Annotated in this window: 23 protein-coding genes; 1 reads left to right on the top strand and 22 read right to left on the bottom strand. The window is 54.7% G+C overall.

What is annotated here, in order from left to right; all coding sequences use genetic code 11:
* Window positions 1-33 precede the first annotated feature (33 nt).
* From N0M98_RS04880 to N0M98_RS04855, 6 genes are all read right to left on the bottom strand, one after another.
* A complete protein-coding gene (locus N0M98_RS04880) occupies window positions 34-1,362 on the bottom strand; it encodes a right-handed parallel beta-helix repeat-containing protein (RefSeq protein ID WP_259617093.1) in 1,329 nt (442 codons plus the stop codon).
* 340 nt (window positions 1,363-1,702) lie between these two features.
* Window positions 1,703-1,990: a stage VI sporulation protein F gene (locus tag N0M98_RS04875; RefSeq protein WP_249862735.1), complete on the bottom strand. Its 288-nt coding sequence runs from the start codon at window positions 1,988-1,990 to the stop codon at window positions 1,703-1,705.
* Between the two features lie 109 nt (window positions 1,991-2,099).
* A complete protein-coding gene (gene recG, locus N0M98_RS04870) occupies window positions 2,100-4,154 on the bottom strand; it encodes an ATP-dependent DNA helicase RecG (protein ID WP_259617092.1) in 2,055 nt (684 codons plus the stop codon).
* Window position 4,155: 1 nt separating this feature from the next.
* Window positions 4,156-5,007: a fatty acid kinase binding subunit FakB gene (gene fakB, locus N0M98_RS04865; RefSeq protein WP_259617091.1), complete on the bottom strand. Its 852-nt coding sequence runs from the start codon at window positions 5,005-5,007 to the stop codon at window positions 4,156-4,158.
* A gap of 47 nt (window positions 5,008-5,054) precedes the next feature.
* A complete protein-coding gene (gene fakA / locus N0M98_RS04860; protein WP_510823043.1) occupies window positions 5,055-6,812 on the bottom strand; it encodes a fatty acid kinase ATP-binding subunit FakA in 1,758 nt (585 codons plus the stop codon).
* 66 nt (window positions 6,813-6,878) lie between these two features.
* Entirely contained in the window at window positions 6,879-7,241 is a 363-nt protein-coding gene (locus tag N0M98_RS04855; RefSeq protein ID WP_249862732.1) for an Asp23/Gls24 family envelope stress response protein, read from the bottom strand.
* A 233-nt stretch (window positions 7,242-7,474) separates the two neighbouring features.
* Between N0M98_RS04855 and rpmB the strand changes: the two genes are divergently transcribed.
* Window positions 7,475-7,663, top strand: coding sequence for a 50S ribosomal protein L28 (gene rpmB / locus N0M98_RS04850; RefSeq protein ID WP_028550362.1), 189 nt, complete (start codon window positions 7,475-7,477; stop codon window positions 7,661-7,663).
* Window positions 7,664-7,824: 161 nt separating this feature from the next.
* On the opposite strand, the gene spoVM is transcribed toward rpmB, so the two are convergent.
* The 16 genes from spoVM to N0M98_RS04770 all read right to left on the bottom strand — a co-directional run bounded on the left by spoVM (window position 7,825) and on the right by N0M98_RS04770 (window position 23,060).
* Window positions 7,825-7,905 (bottom strand): stage V sporulation protein SpoVM, encoded by an 81-nt coding sequence (gene spoVM / locus N0M98_RS04845; RefSeq protein WP_014652194.1) that lies wholly within the window; start codon window positions 7,903-7,905, stop codon window positions 7,825-7,827.
* A 282-nt stretch (window positions 7,906-8,187) separates the two neighbouring features.
* Window positions 8,188-8,445 carry a hypothetical protein gene (locus N0M98_RS04840; RefSeq protein WP_249862731.1) on the bottom strand — a complete coding sequence of 86 codons (258 nt, stop codon included), beginning with the start codon at window positions 8,443-8,445 and terminating at the stop codon, window positions 8,188-8,190.
* Window positions 8,446-8,452: 7 nt separating this feature from the next.
* On the bottom strand, window positions 8,453-9,106 hold the full coding sequence (rpe, locus tag N0M98_RS04835) for a ribulose-phosphate 3-epimerase (RefSeq protein ID WP_259617089.1): 654 nt from the start codon (window positions 9,104-9,106) through the stop codon (window positions 8,453-8,455).
* Between the two features lies 1 nt (window position 9,107).
* A complete protein-coding gene (gene rsgA, locus N0M98_RS04830; RefSeq protein WP_259617088.1) occupies window positions 9,108-10,040 on the bottom strand; it encodes a ribosome small subunit-dependent GTPase A in 933 nt (310 codons plus the stop codon).
* On the bottom strand, window positions 10,040-12,268 hold the full coding sequence (gene pknB, locus N0M98_RS04825) for a Stk1 family PASTA domain-containing Ser/Thr kinase (RefSeq protein ID WP_259617087.1): 2,229 nt from the start codon (window positions 12,266-12,268) through the stop codon (window positions 10,040-10,042). The genes rsgA and pknB overlap by 1 nt, the downstream gene beginning before the upstream one ends.
* Window positions 12,269-12,274: 6 nt before the next feature.
* Window positions 12,275-13,057, bottom strand: a complete 783-nt coding sequence (locus N0M98_RS04820) for a Stp1/IreP family PP2C-type Ser/Thr phosphatase (protein WP_259617116.1) — start codon at window positions 13,055-13,057, stop codon at window positions 12,275-12,277.
* An 8-nt stretch (window positions 13,058-13,065) separates the two neighbouring features.
* Window positions 13,066-14,151 (bottom strand): dual-specificity RNA methyltransferase RlmN, encoded by a 1,086-nt coding sequence (gene rlmN, locus N0M98_RS04815; RefSeq protein ID WP_249862728.1) that lies wholly within the window; start codon window positions 14,149-14,151, stop codon window positions 13,066-13,068.
* Window positions 14,152-14,211: 60 nt separating this feature from the next.
* Window positions 14,212-15,585 (bottom strand): 16S rRNA (cytosine(967)-C(5))-methyltransferase RsmB, encoded by a 1,374-nt coding sequence (gene rsmB, locus N0M98_RS04810; protein ID WP_375295441.1) that lies wholly within the window; start codon window positions 15,583-15,585, stop codon window positions 14,212-14,214.
* Between the two features lie 30 nt (window positions 15,586-15,615).
* Window positions 15,616-16,557, bottom strand: coding sequence for a methionyl-tRNA formyltransferase (fmt, locus tag N0M98_RS04805; RefSeq protein ID WP_259617086.1), 942 nt, complete (start codon window positions 16,555-16,557; stop codon window positions 15,616-15,618).
* Window positions 16,554-17,033 carry a peptide deformylase gene (def, locus tag N0M98_RS04800; protein ID WP_249862725.1) on the bottom strand — a complete coding sequence of 160 codons (480 nt, stop codon included), beginning with the start codon at window positions 17,031-17,033 and terminating at the stop codon, window positions 16,554-16,556. Before def ends, fmt begins: the two co-directional genes overlap by 4 nt.
* 75 nt (window positions 17,034-17,108) lie before the next feature.
* Window positions 17,109-19,685 (bottom strand): primosomal protein N', encoded by a 2,577-nt coding sequence (priA, locus tag N0M98_RS04795; RefSeq protein ID WP_259617085.1) that lies wholly within the window; start codon window positions 19,683-19,685, stop codon window positions 17,109-17,111.
* Between the two features lie 9 nt (window positions 19,686-19,694).
* The gene (gene coaBC, locus N0M98_RS04790) at window positions 19,695-20,897 is read right to left on the bottom strand and encodes a bifunctional phosphopantothenoylcysteine decarboxylase/phosphopantothenate--cysteine ligase CoaBC (RefSeq protein WP_259617084.1); all 1,203 of its coding nucleotides are present in this window, start codon (window positions 20,895-20,897) and stop codon (window positions 19,695-19,697) included.
* Between the two features lie 58 nt (window positions 20,898-20,955).
* Window positions 20,956-21,171 (bottom strand): DNA-directed RNA polymerase subunit omega, encoded by a 216-nt coding sequence (gene rpoZ, locus N0M98_RS04785; protein ID WP_249862722.1) that lies wholly within the window; start codon window positions 21,169-21,171, stop codon window positions 20,956-20,958.
* A gap of 2 nt (window positions 21,172-21,173) precedes the next feature.
* Window positions 21,174-21,794 (bottom strand): guanylate kinase, encoded by a 621-nt coding sequence (gene gmk / locus N0M98_RS04780; protein ID WP_259617083.1) that lies wholly within the window; start codon window positions 21,792-21,794, stop codon window positions 21,174-21,176.
* A complete protein-coding gene (remA, locus tag N0M98_RS04775) occupies window positions 21,784-22,044 on the bottom strand; it encodes an extracellular matrix/biofilm regulator RemA (RefSeq protein ID WP_009672664.1) in 261 nt (86 codons plus the stop codon). The genes gmk and remA overlap by 11 nt, the downstream gene beginning before the upstream one ends.
* 134 nt (window positions 22,045-22,178) lie before the next feature.
* Window positions 22,179-23,060, bottom strand: a complete 882-nt coding sequence (locus N0M98_RS04770) for a YicC/YloC family endoribonuclease (protein WP_249862720.1) — start codon at window positions 23,058-23,060, stop codon at window positions 22,179-22,181.
* Between the last annotated feature and the right edge of the window lie 12 nt (window positions 23,061-23,072).

Here is a 23,072-nt window from a genome sequence, read left to right as displayed (position 1 = left end):
CCAAAACAGATTGGAAGACGGCGATCGGCACGTTTAGAACCCTGCGGTAGCTGTATTCGTACCGCTATCCGCAAGTCCTTCCGCATTTTCATAGCCTGCATTTCCGAACACGCTGTTCGACTCGCATTGTGCGGAAGCGATTTTCACTGCGGCGACGGAGCATTGATACAAGCTGTTGCCCGTTACGACGTTACGCTTCGCAGAAGAGCTTCCGCCCTCCCCTGCGGTATTGAGCAGGATGCCGGTTTGCACGCGCCGGACCTCGTTATGTTTGACCGAGTTGGCATCCCCGTTAATAACGGCGATGCCGCAGATTGTTCCGTTAACGGTATTGCCGGTAATCGTGTTGCCGTAAGGACGGTCGTCGCCCGCGTTATCTCCGGCCTCAAGCTGAATGCCTCCCTTTTCGGGACGCGTAATGACGTTGTTCACGATCGTGTTGTTGCTGCAAGCGTCTTTGAGGCGAATTCCGTAGGTCGAGCTGGACGCCGACTCCTGCAGTCCTTCCGACGTCACCAGATTGCCTTCGATCAGATGATAAGAGCATGCGCTCAGCTTCGATGACATGAGAATCGCCGCATCCTGACACTGTTCCATCACATTGTTGGAAATAAGCGAATAGGAACTTCCGGCATTAAGGCAAATACAGCTTTTCGTAACGTTTTTAAAATGATTCCCCTTAATGATATGATTGCTCCCGCCTTCGAGGACGATACCGAATCCTTCAGCAGGACTTTCCGAGCCCAAAATTCTCAAAAAGGTGCAATCGGTTACCGTCACATGTCTTGAGCGAACAAGCCGGACTCCGTTCGCCGAATCGGTAAATATACAGCGGCTGATCGTAATATGCGAACCTTCCAGCATATGTATTCCGCGCTCTACGATATCGCCCGTCGCTCCGCTCGGCCCTCTGCCGGAGAACGTAATTCCATCTATCGAATAGGAACCGACCCCGCCGCCGCTGAATAGCATAAGCAAATTGGTGTCTCCCGCCTTCAATTCGGTAACTTCCGCTCCTGCCCCCAATAGATGAACCTTCGATCTCATAATGATGCCGCGATTGATACAATAACTGCCCGGCGGAAAATAAACCGTCCCTCCTTTACTCGCAGCCGCATCAATTGCAGCCTGAATATACGGAGCATCGTCATCGTAAAGTCCCTCTCCCACAGCTCCGAAGTCTTTTACATTATACCAAGGCTTGTTATCGGTCACCGGAACGGTAGATTTGGCGGCTTGAACCTTGACCGGCAGACCGGCGCCTGCGGCAAGCAGCACTCCCGCCGCTCCGACCGAAGCAAGCAGTTGCCTTCTTGTCATCGTTTTTTTTCCCTCGTTGTCTTGCGGTTCGATTGTCGACACTTGCAGCTCCTCCCCCTATTTGGATTTCTATGAAAATTATAACTTTGATAGATTGCGCTGGCAACCCTTGCCCGTATCCCGCGTGACAAACTGCGCCGTATGGAGAAACCGTCTACTACTTTTGTCCTTCATAAAAGCAGGCGGGCGGCCGCTTCCGAAATGATCTTCCACCGAACACATGAATACTTTGGTAAAATTTAACGCGCCGAACCGAAAAAAAACAGACCCGAAGGTCTGTTGAGGAACGCTTTGCCGAAAAGCCTTTGCAAAACGAAAGGCTCCGCAGCAGCAGCTTTTATAATTATTATCCGGGATAAATTCCATTATTTGTGCCGAAGGTTCAGCGGAACATCCCCCAAAGCTTGATCAAATGAAATGTATTATTCGGATCGATGCGCTGGGCGATGACGAAATTGACCATATGCTCTGCTTGCTGATCGGTCAACCGTTCACCTAGCACCTTGGACAGCATAGATACGAATCGTCTGACCTTCGCCCTATCCTGCAAATCCGCTTTCGTAACACCTTGCAAAATCATCTTGATACGTTCTTTCGTATCGGGATTTTTCATTTTCAGCTTGACCCGTTCGACAAAAACAGGATCGAAACCGTATTTTTGATAGCTCATGTCACGAACACCTCCGATCAAAGATCTGGTAGCCAGCCTCTTTTGTAAGTTTATGACGGAGAGCTCGGACATGTGCCTTATATTATAGCCCCGAAGGCAAGATTAGGTGTTAATCCAATAATTCGCTGTCAAAAATATTCTCACGGCGCAAAAACTCGCGAAGCATTCCGAATCCGGCGCCCGTCCAAAACTCAGGCTGCTTCACCATCCCGGCGGCATCGTCGCGGGCCTGCTCCATCACCTCGAAATCGGTGACCATGTCGGCGATCCGAAAATCGGGAAGCCCGCTCTGCTTCGTTCCGAAAAAATCTCCGGGGCCGCGCAGCTCCAAGTCGCGGCGGGCGATCTCGAAGCCGTCGTTCGTGTCGGTCATCGCTTTCATCCGCTGCTTGCCGACCTCGTTCTTCGGATCGGCGATAAGCACGCAGTAGGATTGATGCTCTCCCCGCCCGACGCGCCCCCTCAGCTGATGCAGCTGTGACAGACCGAACCGGTGGGCATCGTACACGACCATCAGCGTCGAATTCGGCACATCCACCCCAACTTCAATAACGGTGGTCGACACGAGCACTTGAACCCGATTTTCGCTGAATTCGCGCATGATCTCATCCTTCTCGGCCGCAGCCATCCGCCCGTGCAGCAACCCGACGTGGAACTGGGGAAATGCGAATTGAATTTGGGCATGCACATCAATCGCATTTTGAACGTCCAGCTTCTCGGATTCCTCGATGAGCGGGCAAATGACATAGGCTTGTCTGCCCGCCTCGACTTCGCGGCGAATGAACCCGATCACGCGCTCCAGCATATCGTGAGTGACCGCATACGTCTTGATCGGCTTGCGGCCCTTCGGCAGCTCGCGCAGCGTCGATACGTCCATGTCGCCGAAAGCGGTAATCGCCAGCGTCCGCGGAATTGGGGTTGCGGTCATCGTAAGCACGTCCGGGTTCATCCCCTTGCGCCGGAGAATGCTTCGCTGATTGACTCCGAAACGGTGCTGCTCATCCGTAACGACGAGACCTAGGCTGCGGAAGAACACATCCTCCTGAATGAGCGCATGTGTTCCGACCGCCACATCGACAAGCCCCATCTGCAGCGCGCCCAGCACCTCTCTGCGCTGGCGGGCGGTCAAGCTTCCGGTCAGCAGCGCCACTTGAATGCCGTACGGCTCGAAAAGGCGTTCCAGCGACCGTTTGTGCTGTTCGGCAAGGATTTCCGTCGGAACCATCAGCGCGCCCTGATAGCCCGCTTTGACGACGGCAAACAGCGCCGCTGCGGCAACGACCGTCTTGCCCGCTCCCACATCGCCTTGAAGAAGCCGATTCATGCAGTACGGCTGCTGAAGATCATGCAAAATTTCGGCAAGCACCTGTTTTTGCGATCCCGTTAACGTAAACGGCAGCGCCCGCACAAAAGCTCTTACCCCCGGCAGGTCAAGCGGGTGGGCGATCCCGTCGGCCCTGTCGTGATTTAATGCCCGGTAAGCCTGCATTTTCAGCTGAAATAAAAACAGCTCCTCATACACCATCCGCTTACGGGCGCGGAGGCCTTCCTCCATCGTGCCTGGCATATGCAGCAGCGCAACCGCCTGCTTACGCGCCATCAGTCCGTACTTGTCGAGCAGCTCCTGGGGCAGCACCTCGGCAATCATTCCCCCGTACTGCGTCAGCGCCTGCTTCATCGTCTGGCGCATCCACTTCTGCGTGATTGCCCCCGCCACAGAATAAACAGGCTGCAGCGTCCCGATCTGCGATGTCCCTTTTCCCGGAAATTCGGACTCCGATACGGTGAGATGCAGCCTTTTTTGATCCCATTTTCCGGTAAGAACGATATCTTCGCCCGTCTTCAACTGATCCTTCAAATAATGCCGATTAAACCAGACGGCCGTCACAAACAGCTTGTCCACCATCATTTTGCAGGTGAGCCGCGATTTCACGCGGCCGTACATCTGGAGCTGCGGCGCTCCGACAATAGTTCCCTGAACGGTAATTTTGTCGCCGTCCTTCACTTCGGTCAAATCGCGCAGCGTATAATCTTCATAACGAAAAGGATAATAGTCCAGCAGTTCTCCGACAGTGGAGATTCCAAGAGCAAGCAGCTCTTCGGGTTTCTTGCCCTTGACCCCGTGGACGTCCTTGACCGGAATCCGGTATAAATCGAGCGTCATCTTAAGCCGGTCTCACAAATGCAGCGACGGCTCCGGGACCGGCGTGCGTCCCGATAGTGGGACCTATGGTGGCATAACCCAAACTCTCTATGACAAAGTGTTGCTTCAACAATGCGCTCAGCTCCTCGGCGTAAAGCCTGTTATTGGCGTGCGCTACCGTGACGTGCAAGGGCTTGTCGCCGTAATCGGCCTTCAACAAATCCACGATACGGCCCATCGCCTTCTTCTGCCCCCTCACTTTATCTACCGGGAACACTTCCCCTTCCTCGGATATGGACAAGATCGGTTTAATATTCAGAAGAGAGCCCAGCAGCGCAGCCGCCTTGCCGATCCGCCCGCCTTTTTGCAAATATTCCAGCGTGTCGACCAAAAAATAAATTTTGGTTTGCCGGCGGATCGTATCGATCATTTCCAATATTTCTTCTTTGCTCCTGCCCTCGCGCGCCGCTTCGGCCGCGCAAACCACCAGCATGCCGATACCGTATGAGGCCGTACGCGAGTCGACGACCGACAAGTCGCAGCCGTCCTCCTCCAGCATCGACTTGGCCAATAAGGCCGATTGATAAGTCCCGCTCATCCGCGACGACAGGTGAATCGAGATGACGGAAGCGCCTGAGGCGCCTGCCCGTTTATACGCTTCCACGAATTCAACCGGCGAAGGCTGGGAAGTCGTGGGCAGCGACGAAGATGCGGCCAGCTTTTCAAAGAAAGCTTCCGGCCCCATGTCGACGGAGTCTTTGTACGTTTCGACTCCAAAGTGAACCTTTAACGGTATCAATTCGATATTCAATGCTTCCCGCACCTCGGGGGGAATATCGGCCGTGCTGTCCGTGACAACCCGTACCTGACTCAATCCGTTCACCTCACCCATACATTCAGTCTGAAGCCCAGCCTATGAAGCTACTCCGCAGAAATCATATAATAATATAGCGGCTGTCCGCCGTTATGAACCTCTACTTCGACATCGCCGTACGTTTGTTCCACGTAATCCGCCAGCAATTCGGTTTGCTGTTCATCCGCTTCCTCGCCGGTATAGAAGGTGACGAGCTCCGCCCCGCCGGCCAGCATATGATCTATAAGACCGTGGCATGATGCGAGCAAATCGGGATGCGACACGACAATCCGATGATTATAAATGCCGATGTAATCTCCCTGTTTAATATCGATCTCATCGATCCGGGTATCGCGGACCGCGCAAGTGACGAGTCCAGACTGCACCTGCTGGATAGCTTGCTTCATCGCATCCGCGTTTTCGTCCGGCGCCGCATGCTCGTTATATGCGATGACGGCGGCGATGCCTTGAGGGATCGTTTTCGCAGGAACCACGATTACTTGTTTATCTTCCACAAGTTCGACCGCCTGCTGAGCCGCCAAAATAATATTCGAATTGTTCGGGAACACGAACACCGTATGCGCATGGACTTCCCGAATCGCCGTCACGATATCTTCCGTGCTCGGATTCATCGTCTGGCCGCCTTGCAGCACCCTGTCAACGCCGAGACTGGCGAAGATGCCGGCTATTCCCTGACCGGCAGCAACTGCGACGAAGCCGTAGGGCTTGAGCTTGCGTCCCGCTTCCTCTGCGGACGATGCGGCAGACGTTCCCCCGTCGGATAGTGATTCGCCGGACGACCCGTTTCCTTCATGCAGTAAATGCGTATGCTGATCGCGCATATTCTCGATCTTGATCCGGCTTAAATCGCCGTATTTCATAGCCAGATTCATCACGCTGCCCGGATATTCGGCATGGATATGCACCTTGACGAGATCGTCGTCGGCCACAACGAGCAGAGAATCGCCGAAAGCGGACAGTTCCTTGCGGAACAAGCCCTCGTCGAACTCGCTTGCAGCCGTTTTTACCGGATTCAGCCTTACCATAAATTCCGTGCAATATCCGAACTCGATATCCTCCGTGGCCAGTTTAGCCTGCGGCCGGGCCGCCTCGCGATGGGCCGGCTCATCGGGCGCTGCGATCCCGTCCGAAGAACCCGCATACGGCCCCGCGGCGCCATCGCCCGCTTCCGCTCCCGCAGAAAGCAGCTGAAGAGCTTGTACGAAGCCTTCGTATATATACAGCAAGCCTTGGCCTCCCGCATCTACGACGCCGACCTGCTTGAGCACAGGCAGCATCTCCGGCGTTCGGGAAAGAGCTTCTTGTCCTTTTTGCCATGTCTCTTTCATCAGTTCCACTAGATCATGCGTCCGTTTGGCCTGCTGAACCGCGTGCTTGGCAGCCTCCCTAGAAACGGTAAGGATCGTGCCTTCCACCGGTTTGACCACGGCTTTATAGGCCATATCGACACCGCTCTGCAGAGCTGCAGCCAGCTTCTCGGCATCGACGGCTTCCGCATCCGATACCGATTTGGCGAAACCGCGGAACAATTGCGACAGAATGACGCCCGAATTGCCGCGCGCGCCCATAAGCAGGCCTTTCGCCAAGGCATCGGCCGCTTTGCCGATATGAGCGGAAGGGCGCTTGCTCAGCTCCTCTACTCCGGAAGTCAAAGTCAGGTTCATATTGGTTCCTGTATCTCCATCGGGAACAGGAAACACGTTGAGCGCATTGACTTTGTCCACATTGTCTCTCAGCTGCTGTGCTCCCTTTTCCATCATGCGGATAAAGTCATTTCCGTTAATTAGGTTTAAGCGCTTACTCAAAAAAACCATTCCCCTTCCTGCCAAGACAAGGTACGACTTGCGCTGCCGCCGCCCATTCTCTTGACCTTACTGAGCGACCCGAACGCCTTGAACATAAATGTTCACCGACTCCACTTGAAGCCCCACAACTTCGTTTAATACGTATTTCACTTTCGTCTGTACATTGTGGGCCACTACCGATATCTTGGTGCCGTAGCTTACGACGATATACAGATCGATGGCCAGCGTTCCCTCCGGATTTCGGCGAACCTCGACGCCCCGGCTCAGATTATCCCGGCGAAGCAGCTCCGCAATGCCGTCTTTAAGCTGATTGCGCGACGCCATCCCAACAAGTCCATAACAATCCAAAGCAGCCGATCCCGCCAGCACGGCAACAACTTCATCGGTAATATAAATCGTGCCATATTCCGCATCCAGTTCGATAGCCATAGTTACAGCTCCTTGTGTATAGATTTTAGGATGGACTATTTTTCATTTTACTATATCAAACGCAAGAAATAAATAAAATTTGGTGAAACACCCATAAAAACATCATTGTGGCGTTGACGTCTTTTATACCATTGTGATATGATATTTGAGTGTGTTTTTTAACAGGTTTGACTTACGGAGATATCGCTTTAGAAGACAAGTTGTCATCGAGGCTGTTAAGGAGGTGTATTGCAATGTCCCGCAAATGTTTCATTACTGGCAAAGGACCAGGAACAGGTAACCATGTGTCCCACGCTAATAACAAATCGAAGCGCACTTGGGGTGTTAACGTTCAGAAAGTTCGTATTCTGGTGGACGGTAAACCAAAACGCGTTTATGTAAGCACGAAAGCTTTGAAATCCGGAAAAGTGACTCGTGTGTAATCATTACCTCAGATAGACAAAAAGCACCTGCTGGCAGGTGCTTTTTTTTAGTTGTACGAAAGAAAGCCCTAGCGGCAGAACTGCGACGCTTTTTCAAATCGGCATGAATGCGAGGGGCTCTCCTGCGGCCGTTCTTAAGTATGTGTTCCTCTCTTATACGATCAGTTTTTACTGAATGTATTAAGTACGGCCTTTACAAATCCGCCCAAAAATTTCGGTAGCTTGATTGTGTAAAATTTCATTCCCTACCCCTCCTCCAGATTTGCTAAAGAAACGCTTCTGCGCAAAGTGCATGCGGCGGTTGCAACCGCCCTTGCTTGGCTCCGCGTAAGCCGCCGGACTCTGATGAAGCCCAAACCCGTATACTTTATTATATTCGGCTATTTGCAAAACGTGCCTATCCCAGGTGTCTTCCGGGCAACAAAAAAAGGCTACAAAAGCCTAAACTTTTGTAACCATGTTATGCGGCCGCAAGCCGGATTATGACAGGCGGCCGTCCGCTCCCCGGGAGCAAACGACCAAATTTACGAAGCCGCAGGCAGTTGAACCGTCTTCATAGCCAAGTAAAACGCATAGATTACGGCAAATAAGAAATACAGCACGATTGTCGTGACGACAAACGCAATTCGCATGCCGCGGCCCTCGTGCCGCTTGAAAAATTGAATGCCGGTGAACAGCGCGCCTAACGAGAAAATATATTTGAACAAGTCCTCGATATGGGAAAATAAGGCGAGCAATAAAGCGCAAACGATACTATATCCCACGACGATAAGAAATTTCAACCGGTTCTCACACCCCGTTCCGGATCTGACGAATCGCTTCGGCACGATCGCTGCGGTTAAATACCGCGCTGCCGGCGACCAGTACGTTCGCCCCCGCCTCAGTAACCTGACGGGCCGTTTCCGCGTTGATCCCGCCGTCGACTTCGATATCGACCTTGGCAAGTCCCCGCTCGTTCAGCATGGAACGCAGCTTGGCGATTTTCGGCAGCATGCCGGAAATGAACTGCTGTCCGCCGAAGCCGGGATTGACCGTCATAATAAGCACCAGGTCCAGCGTCTCGTCCATGACATGCTCGAGAGAAGAGAGCGGAGTCGCCGGATTCAGCACGACCCCCGCTTTGACATTGTGCTCTTTGATCAAATGGAGCGTGCGGTGCAAATGCCGGCACGCCTCCACATGAACGGAGATCAAGTCCGCGCCCGCCTTGGCGAACGCCGGAATATAGGCATCCGGATTTTCAATCATCAAATGCACATCGAGCGGCAGTGATGTCCGCGGGCGGATAGCCTCCACAACGAGCGGTCCGATCGTGATGTTGGGCACGAAATGCCCGTCCATAACGTCAACATGGATCCAATCCGCCCCGCCTTTCTCCACATCGGCAATTTCCTCGCCCAGCTTGGAAAAATCGGCTGATAATATCGATGGAGCAATCAGCATCTCAGTACCTCCTCTTTCTATCTTTGATTTCCCCCAAAAATTGCAAATAATTCTCATAGCGCGAAGCCGCTATCAACCCTTGATCCTTAGCCTCCGCTACTTTGCAGCCGGGCTCGTGAAGATGCAGGCAGCCGCGGAACTTGCATTCCGCCGCATACGACTCAAATTCCTTGAAGCAGGAACTGAGCTGCTCCGCCTCTTCGATCTGCAGAAAATCCAGCGTGCTGAAGCCGGGCGTATCGGCTACAAGACCGCCGTTGGTTAACCGGATCAGTTCCACATGGCGCGTCGTGTGCTTGCCTCTGCCCAGCTTCATGCTGATTTGATTGGTTTCCAGCTGCAAGCCGGGAACCATTGCGTTGAGCAGGGACGACTTGCCGACGCCGGATTGTCCGGCGAATACGCTGATCCGGCCGGCTAACCGCTCCAGCACAGGATCGATACCGATCCCGCATTTGGCGCTGGTCACGACAACCTGGTAACCGATAGACTCGTACAGCTTCACGAGCTCCTTCAGGCTGTCCGACATCATTTCCCCTTTGGCCGGCGGTCCCGCATCTTCATCCTCGCTGATCAAATCTTGCTTGGTCAGGCAGATGATCGTTTCGAGTCCGGAGCTTTCCGTATGTACGAGAAATTTATCGAGCAGCGATAAATTGAGCGCCGGCTCCTGCACGGCGAATACAAGCACAGCCAGTTCCACATTGGCTACCGGCGGCCGGACAAGCTCGGAGGAGCGGGGAAGAATCTCATCCACCGTTCCTTCCCCGTTCTCCGTCAGCTCATAAATAACCCTGTCTCCCACCAGCGGAGAGATGCCGCGTTTCTTGAAGATTCCGCGGGCTCTGCACTGAATGGATGTCGTGACGTTGTCTTCTTCCGAAAGCACATAGTAGTATCCGCTGAGCGCTTTTACGATTAAACCCGCTGGCATTAATGGCCTCCTGTATTGGTGGAATTGCTTGTCGGTGTGTTTGCCGAAGCTGCCGTGCCGTTCGTCGTGCCTCCCCCGCCTGCGGCGGTTCCGGATGCCGTGCTTCCTGCCTCGGCCCCGGTACCGCCGCTCGCGCCTTTAGCCGGCGGGTTCGCCGCTCCTCCCGGCGTTGGAGACGGCGTAGGGGTCGGAGAAGGCGTAGGCGTTGGAGTCGCCTGGCTGCCTCCCTGACCGGACAACACCGGATTGAACGGCTTTCCGCTTTTCTGCGCCAGGAAATCCTGGTAAGTGACGGTGATCATATCGGAAACGACATTATCCTGTTTGATGGTGATGGTCGCATTTTTATCCGGCGATACGACCAGATTGACATCCGCCGTCGTCGCCTTCGTCACATTCGTGAGCGTTTTGTAATCGTAGTTGTCGTATGCCGCATCGCTCAAAATGATTTTAATGGTCGACGCCTTGCCTTCCTTGGCCGGCTTCACAGGGATGGCGATCGTCATCTGACCGGCCTCCGGAGGATAACCGGAGCTGATGATCAGCTTGATCTCGGTGCCCGGCGGCACCTCGTCTTTATATTTATAAGGGAATTGCGTTATAACTTTGCCTTGCGGCTGCTTATAGCTGGTCTCATAGCTGATGCCGTCCGCCGCTAGCTTCAGATTGCTGACCGCAATGCGCGCTTTGGCCTCCGCCTCGGTTAAACCGACCAAATCCGGCATACTGATACTTTCCCGCCCTTTGCTTACAATAAGCTTGACCGCAACGCTGGAAGGATCTATTTCTTCATCGGCGCCAGGCGTCTGCTGGATCACTGTGCCCGGCTCGGCGTCGACGAACTTATCCTCGGTTGAAATCTGATCCGCATTCACGCCGAGATTCAGAATCGCCGTCTTCGCGTCGGCGAGGTTCTGGTTGACCACGGAAGGCATCTTTTGCTTCTCGATGCCTTTGCTGACGACTAGCTGCACCTTATTCGGAAGCTTGACCTTGATGTTCTGCGGACTTTGCCGGATGACGACATCCTTGGCCACATCCTTGGAGCTTTCCGTCACGATATCCGCTTCCAAATGAACGGCGCTCAATTTGGCCTGGGCTTCAGTCAGCGGCAAGTTGACCACAGTAGGCACGTCCACTTCTTGGACCGTAAATCTCGCTTTCACGATGCCGACGGCATACCACATGGCGCCGAGCAGGATAAGCAGGATGATGATCCAGACCGTTGGTTTGACCCATTTGTTTTTCTTTTTCTTCGTTTGCGTCTCTGCGGGAGGGGAAGACTCCTCTTCGTCATCCTCGTCCTTGCCCGTCATATATTGCCCCGGTCTGATGGCCGGTATAATTCGCGTCTTCTCCTCGTCCAGCTCGTCTTCATCCATAAAGTTCAATTTCGCTTCGTTTCGCCGGTGAGGCAGCAGGCAGCTGTCCAGATCGTCCAGCATCTGTTTGGCCGAGCGATACCGCTCGGCCGGATTTTTGCGCATCGCCTTCAAAATAATATTTTCCACGCTTTGCGGAATGAGCGGGTTCACCTTGCGCGGTTCCTCGACTTCCTCCTGCAAATGCTTCAGCGCCACACTGATCGGGCTTTCTCCCAAAAAAGGGAGTCGGCCGGTCAGCATCTGATACATGACGATACCGAGCGAATACAGGTCGGACTGTTCTCCCGTAGACGTCCCTTTGGCATGTTCGGGCGAGAAATAATGGACGGAACCGACGACGGAGCCGGTTTGCGTTATCGTGGAAGAGGTGACGGCGCGGGCGATGCCGAAATCGGTAACCTTGATTCTGCCGTTTTTGCCGATCAGAATGTTATGAGGCTTAATATCGCGATGAATGATTTGATTATGATGCGCATGGTCGAGCGCGTCGCAAATTTGGCTGGCGATGTGTACGGCTTCCTCGACCTGCAAAGGCGCTTTTTCCTTAATCAGCTCGTTCAATGTCGTGCCTTCGATGTACTCCATGACGATATAATGAATATCTTCCTCTTGCCCTACATCGTAAATACTGACGACATTGGAATGGGATAATGAGGCGGCCGCCTGCGCTTCCCTGCGAAAGCGCTGGATGAATTCCTCGTCGTGCACATACTGCTGGCGCAGAACTTTGACGGCAACGTGTCGATGGAGTAAAATATCGAGTCCTTTATACACAATGGCCATACCGCCGCCGCCGACACGTTCGAGAATTTCATAACGGCCTCCCAGCTGCTTACCTATCATTCATCATCACCCCGCTTCACCGTTAACATGATCTGCATCTCCCGTCAAAGGATTCGCCGTATTGCTGACCAACACCACGGTAATGTTGTCATCGCCCCCCGCCTCCAAAGCTTCGTTCACAAGCTGCGAAGCCGCATGCTCAAGCTCTCCGCTGCCATTGACCAGCGTCAGAAGCTGCTCGCTGCTTATCAAAGAACTGAGACCGTCGCTGCAAATAAGCACCAGATCTCCTTGATTCCAGTTCAAATCCTGTATATCGACCTCGATCGTCGCCTCCGTGCCGAGCGCTCTGGTCAGCACATTGCGCCGCGGATGATGCGTCGCTTCCTCGCGGGTAATTTGCCCGTTTTTGACCAGTTCGTTGACCAGAGAGTGGTCCTCCGTCAATTGTACGATCGCGCCGTCGTTGATTTTGTACGCTCTGCTGTCGCCGATATGGCCGATGACCAGCGCATGCTCGTCGGCGAGCACCGTGACGACCGTCGTTCCCATTCCGAAATAATTTTCGCGCTGGGAGGCAAAATCGAAAATTTTCTCGTTAGCCAGCTCGATGGCGCTCTTCACGCGCCGTCTGCGTTCTTCTACCGACGCTCCGGCAGGCAGAGACTGCAGCTCGCCCTGAATGATATCGACCGCCATTTGGCTGGCTACGTCGCCGGCCTGATGTCCCCCCATGCCGTCGGCCACAATGGCCAATACAAATCCGTTCAAATCATCCTGAACAAACGCCCTGTCTTCGTTGACCATTCGGACGCGTCCGACATTCGTTTGGTTGGCCGTTCTCACCATGGTTTTACTCACCTCGCACTCGACTCCATATGCTTAGCACGCAGCTGGCCGCAGGCTGCCGCGATATCGCTTCCCTGCTCCCTGCGTATTGTTGCGTTAACCTTGCTGCGCTCCAAAATACGCTGGAAGGTAAAGATGTCGTCCCGAGGCGTGCGCACATAATCGCGCTCGGATACAAAGTTGACGGGGATCAAGTTGACATGCGCCATCGGAAACTGCTTGAGCACTTGCGCAAGCTCCTCCGCATGCTCCGGCTGGTCGTTAACCCCGCCCATCAACGCGTATTCGAACGTAATGCGCCGTCCCGTTTTGGCGACATAATAACGACAGGCCTCTATCAACTCGTCAAAAGGAAACCGGCGGTTCACCGGCATCAGCTTGGAGCGCAGCTTGTCGTTGGGCGCATGGATCGAAATCGCCAGATTGATTTGCGTGCTCTCGTCGGCAAACCGGTATATATTCGGTACGATGCCGCTGGTCGATACCGTAATATGGCGCTGGCCGATGTTCAAGCCCTTCGGATGAATCATGACTTTGAGGAACGTCATCATCGCATCGTAGTTTTCGAACGGCTCGCCGATGCCCATGATGACGATGCTGCTCACCCGCTCGTTCTTGGCGTCAAGCAGCTGCTGGGCTTTGACGATTTGGGCGATAATTTCCCCCGGGGCGAGGTTCCGCTTCAGTCCGGTCAGCGTGGAAGCGCAGAACGTACAGCCGATCCGGCAGCCGACCTGCGTCGTGACACAGACGCTGTTGCCGTAATTATGCTTCATGATGACGGTTTCGATCGCATTTTTGTCGGACAGCTCGAATAAAAATTTAACCGTGCCGTCCTTCGATTCGTATTTCGCCACCTCGGTCAGCGTTACGAAGTCGAACTGCTCCTTCAGCTTGTCGCGCAGCGATTTGGACAAATTCGTCATCTCGTCGAAGCTTGAAACTCTTTTCACATACAGCCAATCGAAAATTTGGCCGCCGCGAAACGCCGCTTCGCCGTTCGATTGGGCCCATTCCTGCCAGCCTTCGAGCGTGAGATCATACACGTAAGGCTTCAGACTGGCTGACTGTGTTTTTTTATTTGTGGATTCCATCGTTATCACAACCTGTTTATCTATTAATCATACGTAATGATTTTAACATAATTCTCACGATTACGCTCGTTTGCGCAGCTTGGCTATGAAAAATCCGTCCGATTCGTGCTCGTACGGATAAATCTGCATCGGCTCCGCAGCCGGCTCAAACTCGGGATGATCCTGTAAAAAGCGGTCAACCATTCCTTGATTCTCGTCATGCTCTATCGTGCAGGTACTATAGACCAAAATGCCGCCTGGACGCAGCAGCCGGTGCACCTGCGACAGCAGCTCCCGCTGGATGACGCAAATATCGCCGAGCTCGCTTTCCCGTTTGGACCATTTCATATCCGGCTTGCGGCGTATGACCCCGAGCCCTGAGCAAGGAGCGTCCAGCAAAATCCGGTCGAAGCCGGCTTCGGGAAGCAGCTCCGGCAGCTTGCGGGCATCTGCGGTCAAGGTACGCACCGAAGCAAGGCCCAGTCGCTCCGCCTGCTCGCGAATCAGCTTCGCCTTATGCTCATGGATATCGCAAGCCCATATTTCGCCCCGATCGCCCATTTTCTCGGCCATATGCATCGTCTTGCCTCCAGGCGCCGCGCAGCAGTCGAGCACCTTCTCTCCGGGCTTCGGATCGACGGCCTCGGCAACGAGCATCGAGCTCTCGTCCTGAATCGAGAAGAGCCCTTGCTCGAACCACGGAGTGAGCGCCATGTTGCCGCCGCCTCTGACGACGACTCCGGCCGGAGCCAGCTCCGACGGCTCCGCCTGCAAGCCGGCTTCAAGCAGCAGCTTGACGAGCTCGTCCCGTCCGATCTTCATGATATTGGCGCGGATGCTGACCCGGGGCGGCCGGTTGTTCGCCTCGCAAACCCGCTCCGTCCGCTCCGCTCCCAGCTGCCGCAGCCAGCGCCGCACCATCCATTCAGGATGGGAGTGCCGAAGCGCGATTCGCTCCGCTTCCGGCAAACCGTCCGGGATCACGAGCCCGTCCTTTTGCCTGATGACATTGCGCAGCACGCCGTTCACCATGCCGGAGATGCCTTGATGGCCTTTCTTTTTGGCCAAATTGACCGCTTCGTTGACCACTGCATGGTCCGGAACACGGTCCAGGTACATCATCTGGTAAAAGCTCAATCTGAGCAAGCTGCGCACCCACGGCTGCAGCTTGGCCATCCCTTTGGCTACGAATTTCTCCAAAAAATAGTCTATCGTATTCATTCTTTGGATCGTGCCGTATACAATTTCGGTAGCAAGCGCCGCATCCGCCTTGTCCAATCTGTACTTTTGCAGCGTTTGGTGAAGCAGCAGATTGCTGTATGAACGGTCCTGCTCCGTGCGCACCAGCACATCGAGAGCCGCTTCCCTTGCCGATCCCGTCCGGGCAGCCTGACTTCCGCCGGTTCGTCCGGCAGCGATCGGGCTCTTGCCCGTCTTCCGGTAGTTCGTATTCACTATGACTAAGCCTCCTGTAAGTAAGCCCGCTTAACCGAGCACCGTTCCCGCCTTCAATTGGCCTCCGCGAACGAATTGAGCGGCATCCATCGCCTTTTTCCCGGCAGGCTGGAGCTCCGTGATCGTAACAGCGCCGGCTCCGGCAGCGACGACAATGCCGCGTTCGTCCGCCGAGAGCACGGTTCCCGGAGCCGCGGCGGCATTCTCTGCTCCCGCTTCCGGTTTAAGGCAGCTCCAAACTTTGAGCACGTCTCCGTTCCATAACGTGTAAGCTCCCGGGCGCGGATTCAGCCCTCTGACTTGATTCCATATGGCGACAGCAGACTTGTTCCAATCGATCTGCTCTTGCTCCCGGGTAATATTAGGGGAATATACCGCTTCGGCTTCGTTTTGCGGTTCGGCTTGAATACGCCCGGACGCCAGCTCCGGCAGCGTCCGCTTGAGCAGCTCGGCTCCCGCCACGCTCAGCTTGTCGAACATCGTACCCGTCGTATCGGTATCTTCGATGGCCACTTCGACCCGGGTAAGCATATCGCCGGTATCGAGCCCCTCGGCCATATACATGATCGTGACGCCGGCTACCTCGTCCCCGTTCATCACCGCGTGATGAATCGGCGCTCCGCCGCGGTATTTGGGCAGCAGCGACGCGTGAATATTAATGCAGCCGTACGGAGGAATATCCAGCACCGATTTGGGCAGTATTTGTCCGTAGGCGGCTGTCACGATCAAATCCGGCTTCAGCTCTTTGACGAGTTCCACCGCCTCGGGCCTGCGCAGCCGCTCCGGCTGCAGCACCGGAATACCGTGCTTCTGCGCTTCCACCTTGACCGGAGTCGGCGTCAAGATGCGCTTGCGCCCAACCGGACGATCCGGTTGGGTCACTACGCCGACCACTTGGGCCCCGTCATATTCAAGCAGCGCTTGTAAAGAAGGCACGGCGAAGTCCGGCGTGCCCATAAATACGATTCTCATGCTTCACCGCCTTGCGGCTCGCTGCGGTACATCTTCTCCGCCAAATCCGTATACAAAACTCCGTTCAGATGATCGACCTCGTGTAAAATGCAGCGGGCCAGCAGCTCCGTTCCTTCAATAACGATCTCGTTGCCGTCCCGGTCAAGCCCTTTGACCTTCACGCGGTTCGCGCGGCGGACGTCACCCGTCTTGCCGGGAATGCTGAGGCAGCCTTCCGGTCCGAACTGTTCCCCTTCCGTCTCGATCACTTCGGGATTGATCAGCTCGATCAAGCCGTGATCGTCTCCGACGTCCATCACGATCACCCGCTTCAAAATGCCGATCTGCGGAGCCGCCAAGCCCACTCCCTCGGCGTCGTACATCGTATCGGCCATATCGTTCAGCAGCTTATGAATGTTAGAAGTGATTTTGGTAACCGGCTTGGCTACTTCGCGCAATACCGGATCGGGATCTTTCACAATCATCTTAATTGCCATTATAAACACACCTTTCTTATGAGAGGGGATTCCATGTTTCGTCAATCTATTTCAACACGTCAAGGACGAGCCGGGCTACATAAGCACCTGCGGGTCCACATCGACGCTGATTGTCATTTTATGCTGCCTCTCCACGTCCTCAAACGAAGCGACCGCCCGCTTAACGAGGCCGGAGATGGAAGCTTCTCCCCGATATTTTATCATGCATTGAAACCGATATCTATCTTTGATTCGGGCGATGGGCGACGCCACCGGGCCCAAAATTTCAACCTGCGACAGGCCGCTTTCCTTGGAAAGCTCTTTGAGCCGAACCGCCATCGATTCCGCCGTTCGCATAAGCAGCGGAATTTGCTCATGGCTGAGCGTAATGAGAATGAGCCGGTGAAACGGCGGGTATTCATGCAGCTTGCGCAAGGTCATTTCCTTGTCGATGAAGCTGCGGTAATCATGCCTGCTTGCGCTGATGATGCTGTAATGCTCCGGCGCATAGGTTTGCACGAAGACTTCTCCCGGAAGCTCGTGCCGGCCGGCCCGGCCGGCCACCTGAGTAAGCAGTTGAAACGTGCGCTCCGCGGCACGGAAATCCGGCAAATTCAGCACCGTATCGGCGGCCAGCGCCCCGACCAGCGTCACATGCGGAAAGTCGAGCCCTTTGGCCACCATCTGCGTTCCGAGCAGCACATCCGCCTGCCGGTTGCGGAACATCGTGAGCCATTTCTCATGCGAGCCTTTCTCCGTCGTCGTATCGACATCCATCCGGATGACCCGGATGCCCGGAAACAGCTTGCCGAGCTCCTCTTCCACCCGCTGCGTTCCCGTGCCGAAGTGGCGTATATGCTCGCTGCCGCAGCTCGGGCATACCGTAAGCTCCCGTTCCGCGTATCCGCAATAATGGCAGCGAATCGCCCGCGAGCTTTGATGAAACGTCAAGGAAATATCGCAATGAGGACATTGCGCCACATAACCGCAAGTGCGGCACATCACGAAGGTCGAGTACCCTCTCCGGTTCAGAAGCAAAACAGTCTGTTCTTTCTTGTGTAACCGTTCTTCGATCGCTTTATACAAGGCGCGGCTGAACATCGAGCGATTGCCCGTACGCAGCTCCTCCCGCATATCGATAATATGTACCGGAGGCAGCGGCCTTCCTTCCACGCGATTATGCATGGTGAGCAGCTCGAACGGCACCCGTTCGTTCAATGCGGTGTCGGCGGCAGCCGCCGCACCCGCCTCGGTAATCGCAGGCGCGCCTCCCGGCATGCCGCCGGTCGCAGCCCTGCGCGCCGCGGCAGAAACCGCGAGCGTGCCGTGCATGCTTTCGAGCGAAGGCGTAGCCGAGCCCAGCACGACAACGGCGTCATGCTGCGACGCACGGGCTACCGCCACGTCCCGGGCGTGATACTTCGGGCTCTCCTCCTGCTTGTACGAGGATTCATGCTCTTCATCTATAATAATGAGGCCGATTTTCGTAAATGGGGCAAAAATGGCGGAGCGGGCTCCGATTACGACGCTAACCTGCCTCAGCATAATTTTGCGCCACTCGTCATAGCGCTCTCCATGCGACAGCCGGCTGTGCAGGACGGCGACCTGGTCGCCGAACCGGCCTTTAAACCGTTCGACCATTTGCGGCGTGAGCGATATTTCCGGAACAAGGACAATCGCTTCCCGTCCCTGATCGAGACAGGTTTGGATCGATTGCAAGTACACTTCCGTCTTGCCGCTGCCCGTTACTCCATGCAATAAAAAGACGCGATGCTCGCGGGCTGCGACCGCCCGGGAAATGCGCCCGTACACTTGCTGTTGTTCGGGCATAAGCGGAAGCGGACGGGTTTTGGCGAACGATCGTTTGGCGTAAGGGTCGCGGAATACTTCGACTTCCTTGATCGTAAGCAAGCCTTTGTCCGCCAGACTTTTGACCGTCCCCGCGCTGATTCCGAGCTCGTGCAGCAGCTCCGTCAGCTTGATCGGCGCCGGGTGGTCCGCCAAATAGCGCAGAACCTCCTTCTGCTTCGCCGCTCTCGCAGGCAGCTGCGACTCCGCTTCCTTTAGCAGCTCAGTGTTATCCGCGGGAAATACGGTCAGCACCTTTTTCGCCGCCATCCGGTCTTTGATCATCTGAACCTCATACAGCAGGCCTTCGGCCATCAGCTGTTTGATCAGCGCCGCATCGGAGCCGAACTTCTCAAGCAGCGACTCCAATTGCACCGAGCCCTTGTCGCGCACATAGCGGATCATTTCCCGCTGGTCGGGCAGCAGCATAGCAAACTGCCCGGACTCCCCGTTCCCGCCCAAGGAATCGTCCGCAGCCTTTACATGCCGCTCATACTTGGCTTTCAGCGCTCCGGGAATCATCGCCTGCAGCGCCGTAATTTCATGGCATAAATACGTCCGGCTGATCCAGCCGGCCAGCTGCACCAAGTCGGGGGTCAACGGCGGATACAAGTCCATGACCTCCGAAATCGGCTTCACCTTGCTTGGGTCCAGATCCGAACGCGTGTGCAGATCGATGACGAACCCCTGCACTTTGCGCGGGCCGAACGGGACGCCTACCCGGCTGCCTATCGCCACCCAGCTGCGCATCGCTTCGGGAACGAAATAATCGAAAGCGCGGTTCGTTTGTTTCGCAGGGACATCCACAATAACTTTTGCGTACATCCGTTCGCCCTAATCTCCCTTCCTGATTCTATCCGCCACCGTTAACAGCAAATGACGGGCTACCTCGCGCTTGCTCATGACAGGCAACGCTTCCACCAGACCGCTACGATCATAAATGCGTACCACATTGGTATCGTGACCGAATCCGGCGCCTTCCTGCGTCACATCGTTAGCTACGAGCAGGTCGCAGTTTTTCCGTTTCAGCTTATCCATCGCATGCTCGTCGATCGATTGGGTTTCCGCGGCGAAACCGACGATAAACTGCTTCGTTTTCAAGCTTCCGATCGTTTGCAAAATATCGCTGTTTTTCACGAGCTTCAGCGTCATTTCGGCGTCTTTTTTCTTAATCTTCTGCTCCGCCTGCTCGGCAGGCCGGTAATCGGCGACGGCTGCTGCTTTAATGACGATATCCATCTCCGGCAGCCGGCCGACCACCGCCTCCAGCATATCTTGAGCGGATTCCACGCGCACCGTGCGAACCCCTTCCGGCATCTGAACCGATGCTTTTCCGACGACCAGCGTCACATCGGCCCCCATAAGGCGAGCCGCCTCGGCTATCGCAAAGCCCATTTTCCCCGAGGAATCATTGGTCAAATAGCGGACAGGATCGATCCTCTCCACCGTTCCGCCTGCGGTAACCAGCACTTTTTTGCCTTGCAGAAGCTCCTTCTCGCCGAAAAAGCGCTCGATAGCCTCCGCGATCCGTTCCGGCTCCTCCAGCCTGCCTTTCCCCACATAGCCGCAAGCGAGCTGTCCGGTACCGGGCTCGACAAACAGAACGCCGCGTTCAGCCAGCGTCTGCATATTGGCCTGAACGGCCGGATGCGTATACATATGGACGTTCATCGCCGGAGCGACGAGAACCGGAGCCGTTGTGGCCAGCAGCATCGTGCTGAGCATGTCGTCCGCCAGTCCGTGCGCCATCTTGGCGATCATATTGGCAGTTGCCGGAGCGACGACCACCAGATCGGCGCGGTCCGCCAGGTCGATATGGGAAACGACGGAGGCATCCTTCTCATCGAACGTGTCGACAATGACATCGTGCCGGGAAAGCGTCTGAAACGTCAACGGGGCGATAAATTTCGTCGCCGATTCGGTCATGATCACCCGCACCTCGGCTCCGGCCTGCTTCAATTTGCTGCACAGCGCCGCCGCTTTGTAAGCGGCGATCCCTCCACTGACTCCAAGCACGATCGTTTTTCCATTCAACATCCCGATCCACCCCCAATATTCGAGAAAAAAATAACAACCACGAGGGTTGTTGTGAAGGTTACTTGATCAATTCTTTATTTTGCAGCTTCTCATAAGAGATGTGGTCCTCATAAATCTCTTCCAAAGCAAGACCTACGAATTTATGCGATCTTTTATTGCGCACCTCGGTTTTAGCGCCGTCGCGCAGCATTCTTGCCCGCTTAGCCGCAGCCACCACAAGCGAATATTTACTGTCTACTTTATCCAAAAGTTTATCGATTGAAGGATATAACATGTTTAATTCACCTCAGCCATCCACTGTTTTATTTTGCTAACCACTCGTTCTTTTCGGCAATGCTCCGCCACAATGATCGATTGAATCCGCGAACAGGCCAGCTCGACGCGATCGTTCACAATGGCATAGTCATAATGCTCCAGCAGCCGGATTTCACCCATCGCAACGGACATGCGGCTGCGGATCGACTCTTCGGACTCGGTCCCTCTTCCGACGATGCGGCTTTCCAGCTCATCCATCGAAGGGGGAAGCAGAAATATAAACACACCTTGAGGAAATTTTTGTTTTACTTTCAAAGCGCCCTGCACTTCGATTTCCAAAATGATGTCTTTACCCGAATTGAGCGTATCTTCCACGAATTTTCTGGGCGTTCCGTAGAAGTTGCCGACATACTCGGCCCATTCCAGCATTTGGTCTTCCTGAATCAGCTTCTGGAATTGTTCCCTCGATTTGAAAAAATAATTCACTCCGTCCACTTCGCCCTGCCGCGGTTCGCGGGTCGTCGCGGACACGGAATAGATCAATTCGGGAGCGCATTGACGAAGCGCCTTGCATACGGTACCCTTCCCTACGCCTGAAGGTCCCGATAGTACGACTAAAATCCCTTTTTCCTTACTCGTCATGATCATCGTCCTTATTGGAAAGTCGATGGGCCACCGTTTCGGGCTGCACCGCAGACAAGATGACATGATCGCTATCCGTAATAATCACTGCGCGCGTACGGCGGCCGTAGGTCGCATCGATCAGCATGTGACGGTCGCGCGCTTCTTGAATGATTCTTTTGATCGGCGCGGACTCCGGACTCACGATGGAAATGATTCGGTTCGCGGATACAATGTTACCGAATCCTATATTGATTAATTTGATTGCCATCTTGTTTCCTCCTAAGAGTTTTCCTGAAAGGGAAAACTTACATCGTAAGCATGTGCTCGGCTTTCCCTACGGGAAAGCTTACTTCGTAAGCATAAGCTGAGTTTTCCCGAAAGGGAAAACTTACATCGTAAGCATTACTCGATATTTTGAATCTGCTCTCTCATTTTCTCCAGCTCGGCCTTCATCTCTACCACCAGGGCGGTGAGGCCGGCATGGTTAGCCTTGGAGCCTATCGTATTCACCTCGCGGTTCATCTCCTGAACCAGGAAGTCGAGCTTTCTGCCGACTGGCTCCGGCGAGCTCAGCAGCTGCCTGCACTGCTGAAAATGGCTTTGCAGTCTTGTAATTTCCTCTTCCACGTTGGCACGATCCGCAAATACCGCCACTTCCGTGGCTAACCGCACTTCATCCATAACAGGCTGCTGCAGCAGCTCTTGAATCCGCGAGCGAAGCTTCTCCGCATAGTCCTGCACCGCCTGAGGCGACAGGCGCTTCGCCTGCTCCAGCAGCGCTTCCAGCGTCTTCACACGCTGTCTCGTGTCTTCGCCCAAATGGCTGCCTTCCGATTCGCGCATCAGCAGGAGCTGCGAAACGGCATCCGTGATGCAGGCCGTCCACTCCCGTTCGATCACTTCTTCTTCAGCCTGCGCGGCCTTACGAAACGTAATCAGCTCGGGAATTTGCAAATAATCTTGCACAGTCATAGCGCCTTCGGCTCCGAGCCTCTCCCTAAGCTGCTCGGCGGCAAGCCGGTATGATTCCGCCAAAGGCCAATTCAGCTCCATCGTTCCTACAGCATCGGCTTGACGCTCTACGGTAACAAAAACGTCAACTCGGCCTCGTTTGATCTCCTGCTGCACCATGCGCTTCAGCAGATCTTCATATTTCAGCCATTCCCGGGGCATGCGCACTTGAACTTCGCAGTAACGGTGATTGACCGACTTGATATCGATCTGTACGGCATACCCTTCAAAAGAACGGCTCGCTTGTCCGAATCCGGTCATACTGCGAACCATGGCATTCACATC

Source organism: Paenibacillus doosanensis, assembly GCF_025060755.1.
Taxonomy (GTDB): domain Bacteria; phylum Bacillota; class Bacilli; order Paenibacillales; family NBRC-103111; genus Paenibacillus_S; species Paenibacillus_S doosanensis.
This window is presented reverse-complemented; position numbering and strand designations above follow the sequence as displayed.

Coding starts and splice junctions, on each gene's coding strand:
- N0M98_RS04875 (WP_249862735.1), bottom strand. CDS start 1,990: ATGAGCTATCAAAAATACGGTTTCGATCCTGTTTTTGTCGAACGGGTC.
- recG (WP_259617092.1), bottom strand. CDS start 4,154: ATGACGCTCGATTTATACCGGATTCCGGTCAAGGACGTCCACGGGGTC.
- N0M98_RS04855 (WP_249862732.1), bottom strand. CDS start 7,241: ATGGCTATCGAACTGGATGCGGAATATGGCACGATTTATATTACCGAT.
- rpmB (WP_028550362.1), top strand. CDS start 7,475: ATGTCCCGCAAATGTTTCATTACTGGCAAAGGACCAGGAACAGGTAAC.
- spoVM (WP_014652194.1), bottom strand. CDS start 7,905: ATGAAATTTTACACAATCAAGCTACCGAAATTTTTGGGCGGATTTGTA.
- rpe (WP_259617089.1), bottom strand. CDS start 9,106: ATGCTGATTGCTCCATCGATATTATCAGCCGATTTTTCCAAGCTGGGC.
- rsgA (WP_259617088.1), bottom strand. CDS start 10,040: ATGCCAGCGGGTTTAATCGTAAAAGCGCTCAGCGGATACTACTATGTG.
- pknB (WP_259617087.1), bottom strand. CDS start 12,268: ATGATAGGTAAGCAGCTGGGAGGCCGTTATGAAATTCTCGAACGTGTC.
- N0M98_RS04820 (WP_259617116.1), bottom strand. CDS start 13,057: ATGGTGAGAACGGCCAACCAAACGAATGTCGGACGCGTCCGAATGGTC.
- rlmN (WP_249862728.1), bottom strand. CDS start 14,151: ATGGAATCCACAAATAAAAAAACACAGTCAGCCAGTCTGAAGCCTTAC.
- fmt (WP_259617086.1), bottom strand. CDS start 16,557: ATGAGAATCGTATTTATGGGCACGCCGGACTTCGCCGTGCCTTCTTTA.
- def (WP_249862725.1), bottom strand. CDS start 17,033: ATGGCAATTAAGATGATTGTGAAAGATCCCGATCCGGTATTGCGCGAA.
- priA (WP_259617085.1), bottom strand. CDS start 19,685: ATGTACGCAAAAGTTATTGTGGATGTCCCTGCGAAACAAACGAACCGC.
- coaBC (WP_259617084.1), bottom strand. CDS start 20,897: ATGTTGAATGGAAAAACGATCGTGCTTGGAGTCAGTGGAGGGATCGCC.
- rpoZ (WP_249862722.1), bottom strand. CDS start 21,171: ATGTTATATCCTTCAATCGATAAACTTTTGGATAAAGTAGACAGTAAA.
- gmk (WP_259617083.1), bottom strand. CDS start 21,794: ATGACGAGTAAGGAAAAAGGGATTTTAGTCGTACTATCGGGACCTTCA.
- remA (WP_009672664.1), bottom strand. CDS start 22,044: ATGGCAATCAAATTAATCAATATAGGATTCGGTAACATTGTATCCGCG.
- N0M98_RS04770 (WP_249862720.1), bottom strand. CDS start 23,060: ATGGTTCGCAGTATGACCGGATTCGGACAAGCGAGCCGTTCTTTTGAA.